This window comes from Micropruina sp., from assembly GCF_047602385.1.
Lineage (GTDB): Bacteria > Actinomycetota > Actinomycetes > Propionibacteriales > Propionibacteriaceae > Micropruina.
In genome coordinates this window covers 167,379-180,864 of record NZ_JASGHL010000005.1, presented here as the reverse complement: position 1 = coordinate 180,864, position 13,486 = coordinate 167,379, and the positions used below count along the sequence as shown (strand labels likewise).

Here is a 13,486-nt window from a genome sequence, read left to right as displayed (position 1 = left end):
CACCGGGGACGGTTCTTTTCGTTCGAACTTCGCATCATTGGGGACGGTTCTTCCGGTCGCTGGGCCAGTCGCTGGAGGTGCTGCCCCGCCCGATCGGTGGACGCGCGGCGATAGGCTGCCTCTTCGTGAGTGCTGTGCTGATGCCGGGCAAGCCGGTTGCCGATGCCGTCTTCGCCGACCTCGAGCCGCGGATCGCCGCGCTTCGCGGCGCCGGGCACAACCCGGGCCTGGGCACGATCCTGGTCGGCGAGGACTCGGCGTCCGCCGGCTACATCCGGATGAAGCAGGAGATGGCCGCCTCGCTCGGTTTCGGCGGACGCCACGTCCAGCTGCCCGGGGACGCCAGCCAGGCCGACCTGCTCGCCGCGATCCGCGACTTCAACGCCGACGCCACGGTGGACGCGGTCCTCATCCAGCACCCGATACCGGCCCATCTCGACTATGAGGCTGCCCTCGCCGAACTCGATCCGGACAAGGACGCCGACGGCGCGCACCCGTTCAACATGGGACGCCTCGCGCTCGGCATGGAGGGCCCGCTGCCCTGCACCCCGGCAGGCATCGAGGCGCTGCTGCTGCACTACGGGATCCCGGTCGCGGGCCGCCATGTCGTGGTGCTGGGTCGTGGTTTCACCCTGGGTCGTCCGCTGTCGATGCTGCTGTCGCTGAAGCGCCCGGGCGGCAATGCCGCCGTCACCGTGGTGCACACCGGCGTCGCGAACTGGGGCGACTACACCCGGGCGGCCGAGATCGTCATCGCCGCGGCCGGCGTGCCCGGAATCCTGAAGCCGGAGCACATCACTCCAGGGTCCGTGGTGGTGGGCGGGGGCGTCCGCTACGAGGGGCGACGGCTGCTGCCCGATGTCGACGAGGCCTGCAACGAGGTGGCCGGCTGGATCACCCCGCGGATCGGCGGAGTCGGCCCGACCACCATCGCAATGCTGTTCCGCAACACCGTCGAGGCTGCCGAGCGCCGCGCGAGGCGCTGATCGGCGGTTTCGCTGGTCGATCGGGTCGCGACCCTGTGACGCTGCTTGTCAAAGCCGCGTCCCGAGCGATCCGCGACCTCAGAAGTTCTTCAGTGGATAACCGTGGTTGGCGCAGCCGTCCTTGATGAACTTCTTGTCCGACTCGTTGACCTTGCTGGGGTCGGACAGGAAGGTGATCGTGGTCTCCACCCACTTCTTGGCGTCGCCGCTCACGTTGCCGGAGTCGCGGAGCTGCTCCAGGCCGGCCAGCGCGACCTTGCCGACCACCGAGCCGGACGCCGCCACCGCGTCGAGTGCCGGGCAGCCGACCTTGTAGGCGTCGTTCTCCGACAATCCGGCCTGACTGCAGCCGGCCAGGGCGATGGTGCCGGCCAGCACGCCGACCAGGACCGAAGAGATGCGAGGCATGCGGCCAGTGTAGGGAAGCCGCATCGCCGCTGCGGGTGTGGACGACCGGGACGCGAGCGGGCAGGATCGGTTGATGGAGATCAGCGAACCCCTCACCGAACCGACCCTCGTCACCCGCGAGGCGCAGCCGGCCGCGATCGTGCGGCATCGTGGCGTCCGGATGGATGAGCTGCCGAGCCTGTTCGACGCCGGCTTCGCGGCCCTGGCCGCCAGTGGGGCGCAGGTGAATGGACCGGCCTTCGCCGTCTACAACGGCGACCCCACCGAGACCTTCGATCTCGACATCGGTTTCCCGGTCGCGGAACCGCTGGCCGACACTGTGACGGTCGGCGACCTGACCGTGATGGCGTCGGAGTTGCCCGGCGGAGAGTTGCTCGGACTGACTCACGTCGGCTCCTACGACACGCTCAGCAGTTCATGGGCCGTGCTCGCGAACGCGATGCTGGAGCGCGGGTTGCCGATGTCGGCGTTCTTCGAGGTGTACGTGTCCGAGCCGTCGCCGACCGTCGATCCGGCCACGCTTCGCACGGATCTGTACTTCGTGGTCTGAGCCGGTACCTGGTGGTCTCAGCGGCCGCATCGTTCGAAGCCGGCCGGTACCGGTATCACGATCGCCGGGCCGGACCTCTTGACGCTCGAACCACCAGTCGCAATGCTCGCCTCAAGCGTTCCGACGCCACGCCCGCCGATGTGCCTTCGCACTGCCGGCAGCGCGTGGGCGCCCGGTCGGGTTCTCCGACCCGAGAGGACCGCGCCCATGTTCACCATTCGACTCGTCACCGAACAGTTCGCGCCCAACCAGACGGTGACCATGCGCTGGGGACCCAACTGGAACCTGGATCGCGGCGGCGTGTACACCGACGGCGCCTGGACCTTCGACCTGGACGAGGCCGCCTTCGCCGGCGGGATCGCCTTCAAATTCGTCCTCACCCCGGGCCGCTGGATGGCGGGCGAGAACTTCTACCTGGCGCCCGAGGCCCTGGCCGGCGTCCACGACTACGCCGACACGATCGACGGCGGCTGGCTCTTCCCGCCCGCCAACGAACTGGTCACCGAGAACCCGGTGGTGGCGCAGCGGTTCTTCACCCGCAACCTGAGCCCCGACCACGTCTACGACGTGATCGTCGTCGGCTCGGGGATGGGCGGCGGAATCCTGGCTTCGCAGCTCGCCGGGGCGGGGGCGGACGTCCTGGTGCTGGAGGCCGGCTCGTACCTGTTCCCGACCCACATCGGGAACCTGCCGCGTCGGCTCAAGGTTGGCCAGTTCGACAAGCACATCTGGTCGCTGTGGCCGGACTTCAAGGTCGAGGCCTACCAGAACACCCCCGGCTCGACCTACGCCGGCGGCCAGGGCTTCAACCTGGGCGGCCGCTCCATCTTCTGGGGCGGGCTGATCCCGCGGCAGGCCGCGTGGGAGCTGACCAAATGGCCGGACGCCGTCCGCGACTACCTGCTGACCACGGGTTTCGCCGCCGCCGAAGCCGCGATGAGCAGCGTCGCGCCGGACGCCGACCCGTACCAGGCGGCCAGCCGCGCCGCGCTGGCCGCCGCCATGCCCGGCTTCACTGCGCAGGACGCCCGGATGGCCGTCCAGTACGAGGGCGCGACCGAGTTGTCGCTGGGCGCCGGGCTGTTCTCCACCGCCGACCTGCTGATGCAGGACCGGCTGTTGGACGATCCCGGCCACGTGCTGCCGACGGTGAACCTGAACACCGCGGTCTGGCGGGTGGACGTCGACCCGGCCAACCCGGCCCGGGTGACCGGGGTCACCGCGTGGGACCTGCTCGGGCAGCGCGAGCGGACCTTCGCCGCCAACCAGGTGGTGCTCAGCGCCGGCACCATCGAGTCGGCCAAGATCGCCCTGCAGAGCGGGCTCGCCGACCCCGCCGGGCTGATCGGCAAGGGCCTCACCGATCACACCATCCGCTACCGGCACTTCACCCTGCCGCCGGGGTCCCCGCTGGCCAGCGCCACCCAGTCGGCGAAGGTGCTGCTGCGGCACCCGCAAGCCACGCTGGCCGACCATCCGTACGCCGTCGTGGTCGAGCTTGGTGCCGACTTCAATCAGGGCCGGTTCATCAACCCCGGTCACCTGGCTCTGGAACGCGAGGCTCGGGCCGGGTGGATGCTCTGCGAACTGGTGTTCATGCACTACGCCGACCTCGGCGCCGCCCACCAGGTGGCGGTCAGCGGGAATCCGGCCGACGACGTCCAGGTCACCGTGTTTCCGGCCGGGCCGTCCGCGGCGGTGCTGGCCGAGACCGACGCGCTGGCCGCCCAGTTCTTCGCCGCCATCGGAGCCCAGCCGGTACTCGGCGAGGACGGCCTCGGCCTGCAGACCGCCGCCATCGGCGGTGTCGCGCACGAGGTCGGCACGCTGCGAATGTCGGGCACCGGGAACGGTGTGGTGGACGCCGACCTGAAGTTTTTCGCCTACGACAACCTGTACGCCTGCGACAACTCGGTGTTCCCGGCGTCGCCCGCCGCCAATCCGAGCCTGACCACAGCGGCCCTCGCGCTCCGGCTGGCGACCCGGCTGGCCGGGTGAGGACGACGGCACCGGGCTACCCTTGCCGGCATGAGTAGCTCGGACTTTCGTGAGCCGACCAATGACCAGCTCTGGAGCCAGCCCCCGGCACATGGCCCGGGCGGCAATCCGGGCGCTCCGATGGCCGGGCCGGTCGCCGGACGGCACTCGTCGTCGCAGCTCCCCACCCCGTACGCCGGGGGACACCATCAGGCCGGGCTGTCGGCGCCGCAGGCACGTCCGGATCGCACCGTGTTCGTGCTGGCGATCGTGTCGCTGGGCGTCGGCGTCCCGCTCACCGCGATCGGCAGTGGCACCGCGGGCCTGCCGGGCTGCTGGTGGTCTGGATCGGGATCGTGCTGGTGAACCTGGTCTACGGCTGGAGCCGCCGCAAGTCCGATTGACCTTCGACGTCACGGCTGGCCAATCCGGCGCTTTGCTGGCTGGGCTTGTCGAAACCCGTTGCCAGCGGCTGACCGCGGCTTCGCGCGCGGATGGTGGGATGGGGCGAAGCTCCGCATCAGAGAAGTCTCGACAGGCTCGACCGCCGATGATCAGCGGCGGACCTGGATGCTGCGGGCGTTCTGCCGGGTGGCCCACCAGGCCAGGTCGACCAGCAGTGCGGGCTCGGTGACATCAGTGGTCAGCCATTCGCCCTCGACTCGGGCTCGGCGGGCGCCGTCCGACCATTCGCCGCGGCCGGCGAACACCTCGACGGGCGCTGGAAGTCCGGCCAACACCTCGCTGATCCGGTGCAGTTCCGGCTCGCCGGTGACGCCTGCCCGCTCAGCGAGGGCGTCCAGCAAGGGGCGTGGCGTCGAGCGCGGGTCGCGGCCGAGGGACGCCCCGACCCGCCGGGCCGCCAGCACCGTTCCGCGGGTGACGACGTGGATTCGTCCGTGCCGGTCCTCAAGGGTGAGCGGGTCCAGCGCGTCCACGAAGCCGATCAGGTCCGTGGCTGGGGTGGTGAGCCGCAGGCTGACCCGTTCGCCACGCCGCAGCGGGGGGCTCAAGCGGTCCAAGGCGTCCATGGGCACCACCTCTCCTGCCAGCCGCGCACGCTAGAGTGTTCCACGATTCAACGAGGTTCGGAGAGGATCGAGATGACGTACATCATCACGCAGCCCTGTGTCGATATCAAAGACCTGGCTTGCGTGGAGGAGTGTCCCGTGGATTGCATCTACGAGGGCAACCGAATGCTGTACATCCAGCCGGACGAGTGCGTGGACTGCGGCGCCTGTGAGCCGGTCTGCCCGGTCGAGGCCATCTACTACGAAGACGATGTGCCGGCCGATCAGAAGGTGTTCTACGACGTCAACGTGCAGTTCTTCGATACCGTCGGCTCGCCCGGCGGTGCGGCGAAGATGGGCCCGATCGACGCGGATCATCCGCATGTGCTCGGCCTACCGCCGCAGGGCGAGTGAAGCTTCGCGACCGTAGCCTGCCGGATTTCCCCTGGGATTCGCTGGCGGGGGCCAAGGCCCGTGCCTTGGCGCACCCGGACGGCATTGTCGACCTCTCGGTAGGGACGCCGGTCGACCCGACTCCCGAGCTTGGACGCCGGGCGCTCGCCGAGGCGTCCGACGCCCCGGGGTATCCGACGGTATGGGGGACGCCGGCGCTGCGGACGGCGATCCGGAACTATCTCGCCGACCGGTGGGCCAGCCTGCCGATCGCGGACGAGGGCGTGCTGCCGGTGATCGGAACCAAGGAGATCGTGGCGGCGTTGCCGCATCTGCTCGGTCTCGGTGCCGGCGACAGCATCGTCATTCCGCGGATCGCCTACCCGACCTACGAGGTGGGCGGACGTCTGGCCGGCACCGAGGTGGTGCCCTGCGACGACCCGGCCGAGATCGAGGACCTGCGACCGGGACTGGTCTGGATCAACTCGCCGGCCAACCCGCACGGCGAGATCCTGACCGCGGCGCAGCTGGCCGGCTGGGTCGGCTACTGCCGCGAGCGCGGTGCGGTGCTGGCCTCCGATGAGTGCTACGGCGAGTTCGGCTGGGACGCCGAGCCGGTCTCGGTACTGCATCCGGACATCAACGGTGGCTCGCTGGACGGCCTGCTGGCGGTGCATTCGCTGTCCAAGCGCTCCAACCTGGCCGGCTACCGGGCCGGTTTCGTGGCCGGGGACGCCGAACTGGTCAGCGGGCTGCGGGAACTGCGCAAGCACGCCGGCGGCATCGTGCCCGCCCCGGTGCAGGCGGCGATGGCCGCGTTGCTGGGTGACGCCGCGCATGTCGCCGATCAACGCGAGCGATACCAGCGCCGACGCGCGTTGCTGCGGCCGGCGCTGGAGGCGTCCGGCTTCCGGGTGGTGCACTCCGAGGGGTCGCTCTACCTGTGGTGCACCCGCGGCGAGCCCGGTCGGGCCAGTGTCGACTGGCTGGCCGAGCGCGGCATCCTGGTCGCCCCGGGCGACTTCTACGGACCCGAATCGGGCGATTTCGTGCGGGTCGGACTCACCGCCACCGACGAGCGGATCGCCGCAGCTGCCGCCCGGCTGGCGACCGAGAATGCCGCCCGGCTGGCGACCGAGAAGCGCTGATCGGACGCGACCGCCGCGAGTTGCGCGCGTCGAAACCGCTTGCCGGGGGGCACCGGTCCGGGTTTCGACAGGGTCGACCAGCGAGTCGCTACGGCGTGACCGCGATGGTGACGCTGCGACCGCCGCCGATGCCTGTCCAGGCAGCCAGGGTGTGCGGGTCGTGCACCCAGTCGCCGGCACCGACGCTGACCCGGCTGATCGAGAACTCGCCGACGTGGGCGATGGCCAGGTTGGCCGCCGCCCAGGCCAGGCCCTCACTGCCGGCGGCGACGACCACCTTCGTCCCGCTGGTACTCACCTCGGCGCGGGACTTCAGCGACTTGCCGAGCAACGCGGCGAGATCGGCGGCGTCCGCCCTGCCCGGGGTGCCGACCGTGCAACTGAAGCCGCCGGGGCTCTGGCCGGTGAGCACCGAGGACAGCACCTCCGCCTTGCTGACGTGCTTGCGGTAGGCGTCGGGGTGGGCCGAGCGCTGCACGGCCTGGGCGACATCGTTAACATCGCGGGTGCGCCAGTTCTTCACCCGCACCAAGGCGTCGTAGAACTTACCCGCGGAGTAGTACGGGTCCATGATCTGCTTGACGGTGCCCCAGCCCTTGCTCGGCCGCTGCTGGAACAATCCGACCGAGTCGGCGTGCCCGTAGTCGAGGTTCCGGATGCCCGACTCCTGATAGGCGGTGGCAAGGGCGATCGTCACCGCGCGGCTCGGCAGCTCGCGGGCCAGGGCCACCGAACTGATCACCGCGGCGTTCTCTGCCTGCACTGGGGTGAGGGTGACGGTGGCCCCGCCGACGCTGGCCCGGCACTGGTCGTCCATCGGCAGCGGCTGTTTGGTCGCGTTCGACCAGAGCAGCGCGCCGGCCCACACCGCGCCGGAGGCCAAGGCCACCACCGCGACCAGGACCACGATCAGGCGGGGCCAGTTCGGGCGCATCAGTTCGCGTGCAACGCGGCGTTCAGTTCGAACGACCCGCCCGACTTGGGTCGCGCCTGCACGGTTCCGGTCACCGAGTTGCGCAGGAAGAGCAACCCCGAGCGTCCGGACAGCTCGCGGGCCTTGACCACCGCGCCGTCCGGCAGGGTGACCTTGGTGCCGGCGGTCACGTACAGCCCGGCCTCGATCGTGCAGTCGTCGCCGAGCGAGATGCCCAGGCCCGACTCGGCGCCGAGCAGGCAGCGTTCGCCGATGGTGACCATCTCTTTGCCGCCGCCGGACAGCGTGCCCATGATGGACGCCCCGCCGCCGATGTCGCTGCCGTCGCCGACGATCACGCCGGCCGAGATCCGGCCCTCGACCATCGACGCGCCCAGGGTGCCGGCGTTGAAGTTCACGAAGCCCTCGTGCATCACGGTCGTCCCGGACGCCAGATGGGCGCCCAGCCGGACGCGGTCGGCGTCCGCGATCCGCACCCCGGACGGCACCACGTAGTCGACCATCCGCGGGAATTTGTCCACGCCGAACACGGTCACCTGGCCACGGCTGCCCCTGAGTGCGGCCCGTACCTGCTCGAAGCCCTCCACCGCGCACGGGCCCAGCGACGTCCAGACCACATTGGGCAGCACCCCGAACAGGCCGTCGAGGTTCAGCTCCCGCGGCCGGACCAGCCGAGCGCTCAGCAGGTGCAGCCGCAGATAGGCGTCGGGGGTGGACGCCGGCGCCGAGTCGAGGTCGATCTCGACCAGCACCACCTCGGTGCGCACGCCGCGGGCCTCGTCGCCGGCCTGGGCCGCGACCAGGTGTTTCGGCGGCGTCGCGGGATCGGCGGTGCCGAGCCGGGGATCGGGGTACCAGGTGTCGAGCACCTGTCCGGAGGAATGCACGCTGGCCAGGCCCCAGCCCCAGGCTGAGCGGGTGTCGGTCATGGCGGTCAGCCTACCGGTGGCGCCGGACAGTCAGCTGGTCACTGCTCAGCCGCGACTCTCGACGACGGCCTGCCTCGCTAGGCTCGGCGCATGACCCTGGACCCCCGCGGCGACCTGGTCGCCCTGTTCCGCGCCATCGTCGACATCGAGTCGGTCAGCGGCAACGAGCGCGAGCTAGCCGATCAGATCGAGCAGGTGCTGCGCCCTTGCGGACACCTGAGCGTGCTGCGCGACGGGGACACCGTGATCGCGCGGACCGATTCGGGACGCGCCGAACGCATCGTCATCGCCGGTCACCTGGACACGGTGCCGCTGGCCGGCAATCTGCCGTCCTGGGTCGAGGGGGACCTGGTGTACGGCCGGGGAACCTGCGACATGAAGGGCGGGGTCGCGGTGATGCTGGCCGCCGCGGTCGCACTGGAGACGCCGTCCAGCGACCTCACCTGGATCTTCTACGACCACGAGGAGGTGGAGTCCGCGGCGAACTCGCTGACCCGGATCGCCGCCACCCGGCCCGAGCTGCTCGCCGCCGACTTCGCCGTCCTGATGGAACCGACCAGCGCCCGCGTCGAGGGCGGCTGCCAGGGGACCCTGCGGTTCACGGTGACGACCACCGGACGGGCCGCGCACTCGGCTCGCGCCTGGACCGGCCACAACGCCATCCACGACGCCGTGGACGTGCTGGCGCGGCTGCGCGATCATCAGCCGGAGCAGCCCGTGGTGGACGGCCTGCGCTACCACGAGGGGCTGAACGCGGTCGGGATCGAGGGCGGCATCGCCGGCAACGTGATCCCCGACCGCTGCACGATCAGCGTCAACTACCGGTTCGCACCGCACCGCAGCGTCGAGCAGGCCCAGGACTATTGCCGGCAGGTGCTGGACGGCTACCAGCTCTCCTTCACCGATGCGGCTGCGGGTGCCCGTCCCGGACTCGACCGCCCGGCGGCAGCGGCATTCCTGGCCGCCGTCGGCGGGGAGCCGTCGGCGAAGTTCGGCTGGACCGATGTCGCCAGGTTCTCGGCGCTCGGCGTCCCGGCGGTGAACTTCGGCCCGGGCAATCCGGAGAAGGCGCACGCAGACGACGAGTTCTGCCCCGTGGGGGACCTGTTCGCCTGCCGGGACGCCGTCCTGCGCTGGCTGGGCTGAGCCGCCGTCGCGGGCATCGTGGACGCCGGCGGGGCCGGCACTCCTTTGCCGGCGGTGTACTCTGGGGCGGCCGGCTGATCCTTCGGGAGGGGATCCGCGGCGTCCATGACTGAGCCGACCGGGGGGATCGGACCATCAGCGAGCTTCTTGCCTGTTCCCGAAACCGGCCGAGCAGTCCGGTGGTTCGGGTGCTGCGCCGCGTCCTGATCGGCCTGCTCGCCGGCGTGATCGCGGTCACCATCGTGGCCGGCGCCGCGGTCGGCTCGCTGTGGCTGTCGGTGTCGGGAATCAAGCGTGAGGCCACCCTGCTGCCGGCCGCCGGCGCACCCGCCGGCGGTGTGCCAGGAGCGCTCAACATGCTGCTGATCGGCGCCGACTCCCGCGCCGCCGGCGCGGCCGCCAACGTGCTGCTGGTCGTGCACATCGACGCGGACCGGAAACAGGTCGAGGTCATCTCGTTGCCGCACAACCTGCTTGTCGACACCACCGCCGCCGTTCCGACGCGGCTGAACCGGCGCTACGCCGAGGGCGGTCCGGTAGCCGTGGTGGACTCGGTGCAGAAGCTGCTGGCGATCCGGATCGACCATGTCGCGCTGACCAGGATGGAAGGGATGTCCCGGCTGATCGATCTGCTGGGCAAGATCCCCGTCGACAATCCGCTCGGCACGCCGGAGTTTCCCCGCGGCCAGATCACCCTTTCCGGCGAGGAAGCCCTCGCCTTCGTCCGCCAGGACGGCTCCAGCGGAACCGACCTGGACCGCGCCGAGAGCCAGCGGCTGGTGCTCCAGGGCATCGTCGAGCGGCTGCTGACCAGCAACGCGCTGCTCAACCCGGGCACGGTGAAGGCGGTGCTGGACCAGCTCGCAGGGGACATCGTCGTCGACGACGGCCTCGATCCGCGGGCCATGGTGGAGTTGTTCATCGAGTTGCGGCTGCGGGCGACACCGCGCCGGCCCGAACCGATCAAATTGCCCACCTCCGGCGGCGGCGTGACCGACAACGGCGTGCCCTACCTGCTGCCCGACCGGCAGCGGGTCGCGGCGCTGGGCGATGCCCTGAACTCCGACAACGTGGACGCCTGGGTGCGCTGAATCGGCGGCTCGGCCGCCCCGTTAGGCTGGCGGCGTGAGCAAGCGGACGCGAACCCAGGGCCCGGTCATCCGGCGCGAGGGACAGGTTCAACAGACCACTACCGACCAGCGGCTGCTGGCCGGCAAGGGCGATGCGGGCTGGGTGCACAGTGACCAGTGGCGCACGCTGCGCATCCAGGCAGAGTTCGTCGAGGGCTTCAGCACACTGGCCGAGCTCGGCCCGGCGATCGGCGTCTTCGGCTCGGCCCGGACACCCAAGCAGAGCCCGGCCTGGCAGGCCGGCGTCGAGATCGGACGCGGCCTGGCGCAGGCCGGATTCGCGGCGATCACCGGCGGCGGCCCGGGGATCATGGAGGCCGTGAACAAAGGGGCGGCGCAGGCCGGCGGGGTGTCGGTCGGGCTGGGCATCGAACTGCCTTTCGAGCAGGCGTTGAACAAGCACGTCACCCTGGGCATCAACTTCCGCTACTTCTTCGCCCGCAAGGTGATGTTCCTCAAGTACTCCAAGGGATTCATCGTGATGCCGGGCGGATTCGGCACCTTCGACGAGCTCTTCGAGGCCTTGACCCTGGTCCAGACCCGCAAGGTGACGTCCTTCCCGATCGTGCTTTACGACACCGCGTTCTGGACACCGTTGCTGGACTGGGTCCGCAACACCGTGCTCGCCAACGGCTACGTCTCCGACATCGACCTCGACCTGCTGATGGTCACCGACAGCATCCCGGACGCGATCGACTGGGTGACCGGCATCGGCCGCGCCGGCAACGGGACGTGATCGGGGTCGGTGCCCCGCCCGCGCGCCACTACGCTGGCCGACATGCAGTGGGTGCTATGGATGATCGCCGTCGCTGTGCTGGGGCTGGCGGCCGTGGCGGCGTCCGGACGGCTCGGTGAGTTGCCCGGCACCGTGACGAACACGCCGCGACCGCACCTGCCCCCGGGGGTGATGACCGGCGAGGACCTGCGCGGCATCCGATTCGCCGTCGCTCCGCGCGGCTACTCGATGGACCAGGTGGACGAACTGCTCGACCGGCTGTCCAGGCAGCTGGACGCCGTCCCGCCGGGATCTTCCGTCGCACCCGGAACGCGGCCGTCAGCTGACCCCGGCGTTTCGCCGTCAGCTGACCCGGGCGTTCCGCTCGCCGAGGGGGACGCCCTGGAGCCGGGTGCCGGCGACCCGCCGCCGTGGTCCCGGGAGGCCGGCGGCCAGCGAGCCTGACCGTCTACCGGCCGCGCGTCGGCGTCCGTCCCGGCCGCCCGGAGGTCGTTGCGGCCCTCCGCTCGCGCTTGCGGGCATCGGCTACGGCGTTCTGGAATAATGGCCGGGTAGGTTCCCGATCAGAACGAGGGTGAGCAATGGCAGCAATGAAGCCGCGGACCGGCGACGGACCCATTGAGGTGGCCAAGGAAGGACGCGTGATCGCCATGCGAATCCCTGCCGAGGGCGGCGGACGTCTGGTCATCGAAATGAATGCAGCCGAAGCGGCGGAGCTTTTGGAGGCACTGACGGGTGTCGTCAACCCCGCGTGAGTTCCACTCCCCAACGACGATGAAGGCCCCTGGGATCGGTCCCAGGGGCCTTCGTCGTCCGATCAGCTGTTGTGGGTCTCGATCGCTTTCTCGTAGACCTCGACGGTCTCCTGGGCGATCTTCTCCCAGCTGAACTCGTCGATGCAGCGCTGCCGTCCGGCCAGACCCATCTGGCGTGCCCGGTCGCGGTCGCGGGTGATCGTGTTCACGTTTTCGGCGAATGTGGCCTCGAAGCCCGCCACGAACTCCGGATCGCCGGCCTGGGCCGGGTCGTAGGGCACCAGCAGGCCGGTCTCGCCGTCGACGACGACCTCGGGAATGCCGCCGACGGCCGAGGCCACCACCGGGATCTCGCAGGCCATCGCCTCCAGGTTCACGATGCCCAGCGGCTCGTAGATGGACGGACAGGCGAACAGCGTCGAATGGGTGAGCACCTGGCGCACCGACGCGCGGGGCAGCATCTCCTGCACCCACTTCACGCCGCTGCGGGTCTTGTTCAGCTCGGCGAACGCGCCGTCGAACTCGGCCGCGATCTCGGGGGTGTCGGGGGCGCCGGCCAGCAGCAGCACCTGGGTGTCCGGGTCGAACTGCTGGGCCGCCCGGACCAGGTGGATCAGGCCCTTCTGCCGGGTGATCCGGCCGACGAAGGTGACGATGGGCTTGTCCCGGTCCACGCCCAGGGAGTCGATCACGTCGGTGTTGGTGTCCGGCTTGAACTCTTCGGGGTCGATGCCGTTCTTGACCACGTGGATCCGGGCCGGATCGATCGAGGGGTAGGCGTTGGTGATGTTGGTGATCATCGCCGCCGAGACGGCGATCACCGCGTCGGCCTGGGTGAACGCGGTCTTCTCGATCCAGGAGCTGACCCGGTAGCCGCCACCCAGCTGCTCGACCTTCCAGGGCCGGTCGGGCTCGAGCGAATGTGCGGTGACGACGTGCGGGACGTCCTGGAAGTGGCCGCCGACGATGCCGGCGAACTGGGCGTACCAGGTGTGGGAGTGGATGACGTCGACCTCGGGGATGGCGGCCGCCATCGAGATGTCGGCGCCGAGGACGCGGAGCGCGGCGTTGGCACCCGCCGGGTAGTCCTCGGCATGGGCCGTCGCGCCGTCGCGAGGCTCTCCCATGCACTGGACGTCGACGGATTCGGTGAACTTGCGCAGTTGGGGGACCAGCTGGCCGACGTGGACACCGGCACCCCCGTAGATGTGCGGCGGATACTCACGAGTGAGGATGGATACACGCAGTGACATGAATGGATCGTTGCACACCGCACCCGGATGGGGGGAGGGCTGCGGAGTGCCCGCGGGACACTCACCGGCGCGGACCCGCACCCGCGGCGGGCGTGAGAATTTCACCCTGGGGGCTGTGCCAGGGGTGCCTC

Annotated in this window: 16 protein-coding genes; 11 read left to right on the top strand and 5 right to left on the bottom strand. The window is 70.2% G+C overall.

What is annotated here, in order from left to right:
* Positions 1 to 125: 125 nt before the first annotated feature.
* Positions 126 to 986, top strand: a complete 861-nt coding sequence (locus tag QM711_RS16415; RefSeq protein WP_415101269.1) for a bifunctional 5,10-methylenetetrahydrofolate dehydrogenase/5,10-methenyltetrahydrofolate cyclohydrolase — start codon at positions 126 to 128, stop codon at positions 984 to 986.
* 78 nt (positions 987 to 1,064) lie between these two features.
* Here QM711_RS16415 and QM711_RS16410 read toward each other — a convergent pair whose 3' ends face one another.
* Complete coding sequence (locus QM711_RS16410) at positions 1,065 to 1,394, bottom strand: hypothetical protein (protein WP_415101267.1); 330 nt, start codon at positions 1,392 to 1,394, stop codon at positions 1,065 to 1,067.
* Between the two features lie 73 nt (positions 1,395 to 1,467).
* On the opposite strand from QM711_RS16410, the gene QM711_RS16405 reads away from it, so the two are divergent.
* From QM711_RS16405 to QM711_RS16395, 3 genes are all read left to right on the top strand, one after another.
* Positions 1,468 to 1,944 (top strand): GyrI-like domain-containing protein, encoded by a 477-nt coding sequence (locus QM711_RS16405; protein WP_415101265.1) that lies wholly within the window; start codon positions 1,468 to 1,470, stop codon positions 1,942 to 1,944.
* 207 nt (positions 1,945 to 2,151) lie between these two features.
* Entirely contained in the window at positions 2,152 to 3,942 is a 1,791-nt protein-coding gene (locus QM711_RS16400; protein WP_415101263.1) for a GMC oxidoreductase, read from the top strand.
* Between the two features lie 30 nt (positions 3,943 to 3,972).
* On the top strand, positions 3,973 to 4,287 hold the full coding sequence (locus QM711_RS16395; RefSeq protein WP_415101261.1) for a hypothetical protein: 315 nt from the start codon (positions 3,973 to 3,975) through the stop codon (positions 4,285 to 4,287).
* A gap of 188 nt (positions 4,288 to 4,475) precedes the next feature.
* On the opposite strand, the gene QM711_RS16390 is transcribed toward QM711_RS16395, so the two are convergent.
* Positions 4,476 to 4,952: a hypothetical protein gene (locus QM711_RS16390; RefSeq protein ID WP_415101259.1), complete on the bottom strand. Its 477-nt coding sequence runs from the start codon at positions 4,950 to 4,952 to the stop codon at positions 4,476 to 4,478.
* Positions 4,953 to 5,024: 72 nt separating this feature from the next.
* Here QM711_RS16390 and fdxA point away from each other — a divergent pair, with 72 nt between their 5' ends.
* The gene (fdxA, locus tag QM711_RS16385) at positions 5,025 to 5,345 is read left to right on the top strand and encodes a ferredoxin (protein ID WP_415101257.1); all 321 of its coding nucleotides are present in this window, start codon (positions 5,025 to 5,027) and stop codon (positions 5,343 to 5,345) included.
* Entirely contained in the window at positions 5,342 to 6,472 is a 1,131-nt protein-coding gene (dapC, locus tag QM711_RS16380) for a succinyldiaminopimelate transaminase (RefSeq protein ID WP_415101255.1), read from the top strand. The genes fdxA and dapC overlap by 4 nt, the downstream gene beginning before the upstream one ends.
* 88 nt (positions 6,473 to 6,560) lie before the next feature.
* Here dapC and QM711_RS16375 read toward each other — a convergent pair whose 3' ends face one another.
* Positions 6,561 to 7,406, bottom strand: a complete 846-nt coding sequence (locus tag QM711_RS16375; RefSeq protein ID WP_415101253.1) for a hypothetical protein — start codon at positions 7,404 to 7,406, stop codon at positions 6,561 to 6,563.
* Positions 7,406 to 8,335 (bottom strand): 2,3,4,5-tetrahydropyridine-2,6-dicarboxylate N-succinyltransferase, encoded by a 930-nt coding sequence (dapD, locus tag QM711_RS16370; protein ID WP_415101251.1) that lies wholly within the window; start codon positions 8,333 to 8,335, stop codon positions 7,406 to 7,408. The genes QM711_RS16375 and dapD overlap by 1 nt, the downstream gene beginning before the upstream one ends.
* 90 nt (positions 8,336 to 8,425) lie before the next feature.
* Here dapD and dapE point away from each other — a divergent pair, with 90 nt between their 5' ends.
* The 5 genes from dapE (at position 8,426) to QM711_RS16345 (ending at position 12,102) form a co-directional block, all read left to right on the top strand.
* On the top strand, positions 8,426 to 9,481 hold the full coding sequence (gene dapE / locus QM711_RS16365) for a succinyl-diaminopimelate desuccinylase (protein ID WP_415101249.1): 1,056 nt from the start codon (positions 8,426 to 8,428) through the stop codon (positions 9,479 to 9,481).
* A gap of 188 nt (positions 9,482 to 9,669) precedes the next feature.
* Positions 9,670 to 10,572, top strand: coding sequence for an LCP family protein (locus QM711_RS16360; protein ID WP_415101247.1), 903 nt, complete (start codon positions 9,670 to 9,672; stop codon positions 10,570 to 10,572).
* 34 nt (positions 10,573 to 10,606) lie between these two features.
* Positions 10,607 to 11,347, top strand: a complete 741-nt coding sequence (locus tag QM711_RS16355) for a TIGR00730 family Rossman fold protein (protein ID WP_415101245.1) — start codon at positions 10,607 to 10,609, stop codon at positions 11,345 to 11,347.
* A 42-nt stretch (positions 11,348 to 11,389) separates the two neighbouring features.
* Entirely contained in the window at positions 11,390 to 11,791 is a 402-nt protein-coding gene (locus tag QM711_RS16350) for a DivIVA domain-containing protein (RefSeq protein ID WP_415101243.1), read from the top strand.
* Positions 11,792 to 11,928: 137 nt separating this feature from the next.
* Positions 11,929 to 12,102 (top strand): DUF3117 domain-containing protein, encoded by a 174-nt coding sequence (locus QM711_RS16345; RefSeq protein WP_298131522.1) that lies wholly within the window; start codon positions 11,929 to 11,931, stop codon positions 12,100 to 12,102.
* A gap of 62 nt (positions 12,103 to 12,164) precedes the next feature.
* Here QM711_RS16345 and glgA read toward each other — a convergent pair whose 3' ends face one another.
* On the bottom strand, positions 12,165 to 13,349 hold the full coding sequence (gene glgA / locus QM711_RS16340; protein ID WP_415102290.1) for a glycogen synthase: 1,185 nt from the start codon (positions 13,347 to 13,349) through the stop codon (positions 12,165 to 12,167).
* Between the last annotated feature and the right edge of the window lie 137 nt (positions 13,350 to 13,486).

Bases quoted from the DNA above. Each gene is read 5' to 3' on its own strand.
- QM711_RS16410 (WP_415101267.1), bottom strand. From the start codon at position 1,394: ATGCCTCGCATCTCTTCGGTCCTGGTCGGCGTGCTGGCCGGCACCATC.
- QM711_RS16405 (WP_415101265.1), top strand. From the start codon at position 1,468: ATGGAGATCAGCGAACCCCTCACCGAACCGACCCTCGTCACCCGCGAG.
- QM711_RS16400 (WP_415101263.1), top strand. From the start codon at position 2,152: ATGTTCACCATTCGACTCGTCACCGAACAGTTCGCGCCCAACCAGACG.
- QM711_RS16395 (WP_415101261.1), top strand. From the start codon at position 3,973: ATGAGTAGCTCGGACTTTCGTGAGCCGACCAATGACCAGCTCTGGAGC.
- QM711_RS16390 (WP_415101259.1), bottom strand. From the start codon at position 4,952: ATGGACGCCTTGGACCGCTTGAGCCCCCCGCTGCGGCGTGGCGAACGG.
- fdxA (WP_415101257.1), top strand. From the start codon at position 5,025: ATGACGTACATCATCACGCAGCCCTGTGTCGATATCAAAGACCTGGCT.
- QM711_RS16375 (WP_415101253.1), bottom strand. From the start codon at position 7,406: ATGCGCCCGAACTGGCCCCGCCTGATCGTGGTCCTGGTCGCGGTGGTG.
- dapD (WP_415101251.1), bottom strand. From the start codon at position 8,335: ATGACCGACACCCGCTCAGCCTGGGGCTGGGGCCTGGCCAGCGTGCAT.
- dapE (WP_415101249.1), top strand. From the start codon at position 8,426: ATGACCCTGGACCCCCGCGGCGACCTGGTCGCCCTGTTCCGCGCCATC.
- QM711_RS16350 (WP_415101243.1), top strand. From the start codon at position 11,390: ATGCAGTGGGTGCTATGGATGATCGCCGTCGCTGTGCTGGGGCTGGCG.
- QM711_RS16345 (WP_298131522.1), top strand. From the start codon at position 11,929: ATGGCAGCAATGAAGCCGCGGACCGGCGACGGACCCATTGAGGTGGCC.